Raw genomic sequence first — 6433 nt, 5'->3', positions numbered from 1 at the left:
TCATACTCTCGCTTGACGATATAATACTTTGTACCTGACTCTTTTATAGCATACATATTTCTATCTTTATGCCAACGTAATGTGTAGTGCTTTTGATGGTTTATCGCTAATTGCTGCATATACAAAATATCATTTGAAAACTGTCTCAAAAATTGTTCAACTTTTTGTCGCTCGTATAAGGAATGAACACTAAAATACGTAACTATACTTAATACAGAAATAACAAATAAAACGAGTAACATTTCTAAAAAAGTAAACCCTTGTTGTTTCACAATGCCCTAATTGATACTGTGCCATCATCTGATATATGAATAGATTCGCCATTCGGACACTTATCAGTTGTAATATACTTTTCATCTGCCAGTTCTTTTAACGATGGAATTTTATTATGTTGTAATTGATATACTTGTATTTGTGCTTCTATAGATTTCACGTAAGCTGCACACCCTTTTCCTTGGACCGATGAACGCTGTGTAACTACATTTGGAATAATTAATAGTAATAATATAGTTATGACAACCATTACTAATAGCATCTCTAACAGAGTAAATCCTTCCTCATTCTGCATACAAATGCCCCCTAAATAGAATTCATCATTTGAAACATCGGCATAATCATCGCTAAATACATAAGGACAACGATTCCTCCAATACATGTAAATAAAATAGGCTGAATGATAACTAACATATGTTTAATTTTTCGTTCCATCTTTTCCATAATAAGATCGCTATAGTCACCTAATTCAATCCCTAAATTGCCGTTTGCTTGTCCATGCGTAATAACATAAGAAAGTTCTTTCTCGTAATACCCACTTTTAGCAATGATAGATTGTAACTGTTCTCCTCCAATTAATTGTCTTTCAATCCGATTCGCTTCATATTGAAAGAACGGATGATATCTTTGCTCCATCATTATTGTTAAAGCTTCGCATACTGATAGTCCACCATTTAATAAACCACTCAACTGAGTAGCAAAATAATGTGAATGCTTTAAAATAAGAAATGTTTTGATGAGAGGAATACGAAGCATGATTTTTACCTGTCTAATATGTGGAAGTTTCCTAAAATACAACATGTATAAACTACATCCAATAATAACAGTTAAAATAGCGGTTAAAATAATGTATGGTAGCAGTTTTATTGCACTTAAAATTTGTTCTGTAAGTAGTGGTGTATTAGAACCGAACGAACTATAAACCATTTCAACCTGAGGTAATAAAATGAGGTTAAAAATAAAAAGCATGATTAGTAGAAAAAACATCAAGAACATAGGATACTGCATTATTTTCATCATGTCTCTCCTATACTTATCTTTCTTATAAAGAAGTGCACTTCCTTGTTGCAAAGCAAAAGAAATATCACCATGTTGCTCGGCATAAAATAGATAACTTAACATGTCCTGATGAAACTTTAACTGATGAAAAGAATCGTGTAGACTTTTCCCATCTTTTAACCCCTCAATCATGCGCTGCAATTGTACTTTCTTTTCTACAGGTAATTGAAACTGTAAAAATTCTAATGCTTGTAAAAGAGAGTAGCCTTTTTCTAATAATTCTCCTAAACGTTTCAACAATACTACTTGATCACTTAAACTCCAAGTTTTCTTAAACATAAACATCTTCTTCTAAAAAACCTAAAGCATATCCTTTTCGTATTGACGATTCTAAAGTCTCATGTTTGTAAGTAACACATTCTCCATCTGCTTCTTTAAGTGCTTGTTTTAACTCATGTCCATATAGTAGCTCATAAATGCTTGCTTGCCTTACTTGCCTCATTGATTTACATAAAGTTGAGCACTTTCCTCTGCAAAACGGACACTTCAATTCGACAAGTCGCTGTGCAGCTACAGCCAATAAAGACTGTTCAATCTCTTGCCTCGTTATACCATAATCCATGAAACGAATGATTGCTCCTTTCGCATCATTCGTATGCAGCGTTGTCATTACTAAATGTCCTGTCAAACTTGCTCTTATAGCTATTTTTGCTGTTTCCTCATCCCGGATTTCACCGACTAAAATAATATCTGGATCATGACGTAAAATAGCCTTTAATCCTGTTTCATATGTGAGACCCGCTTTTTCATTTATTTGAATTTGTAATACATCGTCACTTCTTTTTTCAACCGGATCTTCAAGTGTAATGATGCGACGTGTTTTCTTTTTTCTAATTACTTCTAATAATGCATACATTGTCGTCGTCTTCCCAGATCCAGTCGGTCCAGTAAACACGAGTAGCCCCTGTGAATAGCGTAAAAACGAGAGTAGTTTTGCTGCCGTACTTGGAAATAACGAAAGATGTGATAAGGGCTGAACAGATGCTTGTAAATGAAGGCGAATAACGAGACTTTCTTGATATACTGTTGGAAGTGTTGAAAGGCGTAAATACACTTCTTGTCCATCAATTTGCAAATACAGCGAACCATTCTGTGGCTTCCGTTTCTCTCCTATGTCCATAGATGCTAAAAATTTGAAATGTGAGACAAGTTTTTCTCCAAACTCCTTTTCAATACACTGGCTCGTCATTAAATCTTTTCCTATACGTAGTTGCACCGCTACATCCTTCTGCCGGGGCACAATATGTAAATCTGACGCTTGTACCCTACACGCTTCTTTTAAAATTGTATTCGCGAAAATTTCAATCCCATTCATCACTTTTCCCTCCTCACTATGTATATAGCATGAAAACATTCGCAATAAAAATTTGGACTTTTGTATTTTCAATAGAGGAAAAAGGAAAAATATGTTTGTGAAATTATGAACAATTTCCGAATTATTGTCTGAAATTACCTATACTCATGTTTATCTGTATTATAATGTTATTATCTTGGATAAAGTGATAAAGGTGGAGATCCTCATGGAACAAGCTTTAAAAATTACAGGTGTATTATCTGACCCAACTCGTTATTACATTTATAAATATATTTCGCAAAAACATAGTTACGTAACGGTACAAGAAATTGCAGATGAGTTTGACATTCATCCAAACGTAGCGCGTTTACATTTATCTAAATTAGAAGATGTTCATATGCTAAAATCGGAAACGAAGAAAACTGGAAAAGGCGGACGACCGAGCAGATTGTATGTCTTATCTGAAGATGTTATCCAATTACAATTTCCATTCCGTGATTATCAATTGTTAGCAAGAATCGCATTTAATTCTTTACTTAGCCTTGGCGCTGCTGGTGAGAAAGCGCTATACGAAACAGGAAAACAATTCGGAGCTGAATTAATGCAACAACATATGCAACGTTTAAATGTGAGTGAAGATGCTTTAACAGTGGAACAAAAAGTTCAAATTGCAAAAGAAGCTTTCTCAACAGCTGGCTTATCACCTGCATTTGAATTAAGTGCAGATGGAACAAAAATTTTCTATGATGTACACAATTGTCCATTTAAAGAAGTTGCTGTTCATCATCCAACTGAAATTTGTAACATGCACGGAGATATGATGAAAGGAATTTTTGAAATCCTATTCCCTAACATGGAATTAACTCGAAATGATAGTCTATTAGATGGATGTAAATCTTGTAATTATAAACTAACAATTTAATTTCTCATATAAAAAGAAGCCAATAATAATTGGCTTCTTTTTATATGAATGAATATTTACAATAGTAAGAAAAATAAACTATAATGAGGTGAGGTTTACTTTTTTTAGAAAAGGAGGGAGATGGCATGGAGCGCATGTTTCGCGTTCTCGGCTTTTGGACTGGAATTTTCTCGGTTATGTTTTACGTAGGGGATATGCAACAGACCGCACTACTATTTTTAGGACAAACAGGTTTCTTCGTACTTTTAAGCTATTTAAAATTAACAGAGCGTATGTATATATACGTATTTGGGGCATATTTAACTGTTTTCTTCATAGGATTTACATACTACACGACGTTTTTACTTGTCCCTGGGGCTGGACATTAAAAGATGGCATTTTGCCATCTTTTTTTAATTCCGGAATTTCCTAGTTGACTTATAGGTTTTATTGCCTTATATTCTATATAACAGATTGGAATTAGGGGGAATCAACATGAATACACTGCTTGTCGGAATTAACGTTGCAGTCATGCTCATTTTAGTTGGCGTATTATATTATATGCAACGTAAGCATGTATCTTTTAATAAACGTGTATTTACTGCTTTAGGAGTCGGAATTATATTCGGTCTTATATTACAATTTATTTATGAACCAACTTCTAAAGTAATTATTGAATCAAATACTTGGTTTGGCTTAATCGGTAACGGTTATGTGAAATTACTTCAAATGATCGTTATGCCACTTATTTTAGTATCTATTATTTCAGCCTTTACAAAATTACAGTTAACGAAAAACCTTGGTAAAATCAGTGGTCTTATTATCGGAATTTTAATTCTTACTACAGGAATCGCTGCAGCTGTCGGTATCGCTGCAAGTGCAGGATTTGATGTATCTGCAGCAGGCTTGCAACAAGGTGATGCAGAATCTGCTCGTCTGAAACTAGTTGAAGAAAGATTTACTTCTATTGAAAAGACAACAATTCCAGATAAATTATTAGAGCTATTGCCTACAAATCCGTTTCTTGATTTAACAGGCGCTCGTCCAACATCAACAATTTCTGTCGTAATATTTGCAGCCTTTATCGGCATTGCCTTTATAGGTGTAAAACGAAAATATCCAGAACAAGCAGAACTATTTAAGAAAATGCTTGATGCTGTATATGCAATCGTAATGCGTATGGTAACATTAATTTTACGCCTTACTCCATACGGCGTATTAGCTCTTATGGCAAAAACAGTTGCTGGTAGCGATATAAATGCTATTTTAAAACTTGGTAACTTCGTGTTAGCCTCTTACGTAGCACTTATCGTAATGTTTATCATTCACTTATTATTAATTGCATTGTCTGGTTTAAATCCAATTCAATATTTGAAAAAAGTGTTCCCTGTACTAACTTTTGCATTCACATCTCGCTCTAGTGCTGGTGCGATGCCATTAAATATTGAAGCTCAAAAAGAAAAGCTTGGTATTTCCGAAGGAATTGCAAACTTCGCAGCTTCATTTGGGGTATCTATCGGACAAAACGGTTGCGCAGGTATTTATCCAGCAATGCTTGCAATGATGGTCGCTCCAACTGTAGGAATTGATCCATTACAACCACAATTTATTTTAACTTTAATCGCTGTTGTTGCTATTAGCTCATTCGGTGTTGCCGGAGTTGGTGGCGGCGCAACATTCGCAGCTTTAATCGTACTATCTACAATGAACTTACCAATCGGTATTGTTGCTCTAGTTATCTCGGTTGAGCCATTAATCGATATGGGGCGTACAGCTCTTAACGTAAGTGGTTCTATGACAGCAGGTCTTATTTCAAGTAAATGGCTTGGTGAATTAGATCAAGATACGTACAATCAAGATGATACAAAAACTGGTGAAATTGCTTCATAATGAAAAAAAGACGCTAACATACAATTGTTAGCGTCTTTTTTATTCCGTTCCCTCTTTATAGATTTTATCTTGAGAATTCTTACTCCAAGTATTCTTCTAGTTGCTCTTTTAACTCCTCCTCAATCTCATAACAAGATTCATCAACAAGTTCCCCTACTTTCTTACTCCCAAAAATGTTTGATTGAATTGACATTCCTAAAAAGATTCTTTCGCATTTCCAAATTGGAATATAGTGAAATTCAATCATCTCTTTTTCTTCATCTAATATAGCTATGGCAACTGATGAATAATAACCCACCTCAAAGGGATTCTCTTTTTCTCTTGCAAATCCCATATCTAATTCCATGTGTTTTTCTATGTATAAATGCGCATACTCTTTATGCAGTTTAAGTGATATTCGCTCTATTTCCTTCTCCATACATTGAATGTTCTCTTTTAACTCCAACGTAAACTCCTGTTCTTTATATTTCATTTTCGCCTCCTGAAACATAGAAAAAGAGAATATGATAACATATCCTCTTTCCTCAAATATATTTCATTATCTCACAGCCCGTCCTTTTCACAAATAACCATTTTGTTCGCACCATTTATGAAATTGTCCTACGTCTACTCCAACTAACACGATATCCTTTAGCTCTACATCAATGATTTGTTCTCCAATTACAATAGCAAACTGCGATGCTAATTTTGTCTCGTTTTTCTTTACAATTCCAATTCGGTTCCGATGCGGTCCATCTTTTATATATGCTTTTTGTCCTACAATATCAAAGTTCAAAATTCTCACCTCTTTTACTGCGCTCAAATTGGAAATACGATCTCCACCTCGGAAAATTTCCTTTCATTGCACTATTTCTCTATATATATGACGAAACAATAAAAGAGTCCTTCCTTCTTTACAATTATTTTTTCTTTGTTTCATTTTTGTGATTGAAACGTAAAGTTTATAATAAAATACACTTGGAAGCGCTTTCTATGTAATTTTTTATGTTATAATATATAAGTAGAACTTCGTAAAG

At 34.2% G+C, this 6433-nt stretch carries 9 protein-coding genes; 3 read left to right on the top strand and 6 right to left on the bottom strand.

Going from position 1 to position 6433, the window contains the following annotated elements:
• The 4 genes from comGD to comGA form a co-directional block, all read right to left on the bottom strand.
• Nucleotides 1–272, bottom strand: a 272-nt coding sequence (gene comGD / locus ABWK52_RS18835; protein ID WP_353772070.1) for a competence type IV pilus minor pilin ComGD, incomplete at its 3' end; no start/stop codon positions are given.
• Nucleotides 269–568, bottom strand: coding sequence for a competence type IV pilus major pilin ComGC (gene comGC, locus ABWK52_RS18830; protein WP_001178686.1), 300 nt, complete (start codon nucleotides 566–568; stop codon nucleotides 269–271). The genes comGD and comGC, both read right to left, overlap by 4 nt.
• A gap of 11 nt (nucleotides 569–579) precedes the next feature.
• The gene (comGB, locus tag ABWK52_RS18825; RefSeq protein WP_000475188.1) at nucleotides 580–1611 is read right to left on the bottom strand and encodes a competence type IV pilus assembly protein ComGB; all 1032 of its coding nucleotides are present in this window, start codon (nucleotides 1609–1611) and stop codon (nucleotides 580–582) included.
• Entirely contained in the window at nucleotides 1604–2647 is a 1044-nt protein-coding gene (gene comGA / locus ABWK52_RS18820) for a competence type IV pilus ATPase ComGA (protein ID WP_001013185.1), read from the bottom strand. Before comGA ends, comGB begins: the two co-directional genes overlap by 8 nt.
• A gap of 205 nt (nucleotides 2648–2852) precedes the next feature.
• Here comGA and ABWK52_RS18815 point away from each other — a divergent pair, with 205 nt between their 5' ends.
• The 3 genes from ABWK52_RS18815 (at nucleotide 2853) to ABWK52_RS18805 (ending at nucleotide 5417) form a co-directional block, all read left to right on the top strand.
• Entirely contained in the window at nucleotides 2853–3548 is a 696-nt protein-coding gene (locus ABWK52_RS18815) for a helix-turn-helix transcriptional regulator (protein WP_000434125.1), read from the top strand.
• A 125-nt stretch (nucleotides 3549–3673) separates the two neighbouring features.
• Nucleotides 3674–3916 carry a DUF2626 domain-containing protein gene (locus tag ABWK52_RS18810; protein ID WP_000440721.1) on the top strand — a complete coding sequence of 81 codons (243 nt, stop codon included), beginning with the start codon at nucleotides 3674–3676 and terminating at the stop codon, nucleotides 3914–3916.
• A 106-nt stretch (nucleotides 3917–4022) separates the two neighbouring features.
• Nucleotides 4023–5417 carry an L-cystine transporter gene (locus ABWK52_RS18805; protein WP_001094334.1) on the top strand — a complete coding sequence of 465 codons (1395 nt, stop codon included), beginning with the start codon at nucleotides 4023–4025 and terminating at the stop codon, nucleotides 5415–5417.
• Nucleotides 5418–5496: 79 nt separating this feature from the next.
• On the opposite strand, the gene ABWK52_RS18800 is transcribed toward ABWK52_RS18805, so the two are convergent.
• Nucleotides 5497–5889 carry a hypothetical protein gene (locus ABWK52_RS18800; protein ID WP_000875390.1) on the bottom strand — a complete coding sequence of 131 codons (393 nt, stop codon included), beginning with the start codon at nucleotides 5887–5889 and terminating at the stop codon, nucleotides 5497–5499.
• A gap of 87 nt (nucleotides 5890–5976) precedes the next feature.
• The gene (locus tag ABWK52_RS18795; protein WP_001008326.1) at nucleotides 5977–6192 is read right to left on the bottom strand and encodes a DUF3912 family protein; all 216 of its coding nucleotides are present in this window, start codon (nucleotides 6190–6192) and stop codon (nucleotides 5977–5979) included.
• Nucleotides 6193–6433 lie beyond the last annotated feature (241 nt).

The sequence above is a fragment of the Bacillus sp. AP50 genome (assembly GCF_040492675.1).
GTDB lineage: Bacteria > Bacillota > Bacilli > Bacillales > Bacillaceae_G > Bacillus_A > Bacillus_A cereus.
Note: the sequence above shows the minus strand (reverse complement) of the source record. Positions and strands in the feature narration are given on the sequence as shown.

Bases quoted from the DNA above. Each gene is read 5' to 3' on its own strand.
- ABWK52_RS18805 (WP_001094334.1), top strand. From the start codon at position 4,023: ATGAATACACTGCTTGTCGGAATTAACGTTGCAGTCATGCTCATTTTA.
- comGC (WP_001178686.1), bottom strand. From the start codon at position 568: ATGCAGAATGAGGAAGGATTTACTCTGTTAGAGATGCTATTAGTAATG.
- ABWK52_RS18800 (WP_000875390.1), bottom strand. From the start codon at position 5,889: ATGAAATATAAAGAACAGGAGTTTACGTTGGAGTTAAAAGAGAACATT.
- comGB (WP_000475188.1), bottom strand. From the start codon at position 1,611: ATGTTTAAGAAAACTTGGAGTTTAAGTGATCAAGTAGTATTGTTGAAA.
- ABWK52_RS18815 (WP_000434125.1), top strand. From the start codon at position 2,853: ATGGAACAAGCTTTAAAAATTACAGGTGTATTATCTGACCCAACTCGT.
- ABWK52_RS18810 (WP_000440721.1), top strand. From the start codon at position 3,674: ATGGAGCGCATGTTTCGCGTTCTCGGCTTTTGGACTGGAATTTTCTCG.
- comGA (WP_001013185.1), bottom strand. From the start codon at position 2,647: ATGAATGGGATTGAAATTTTCGCGAATACAATTTTAAAAGAAGCGTGT.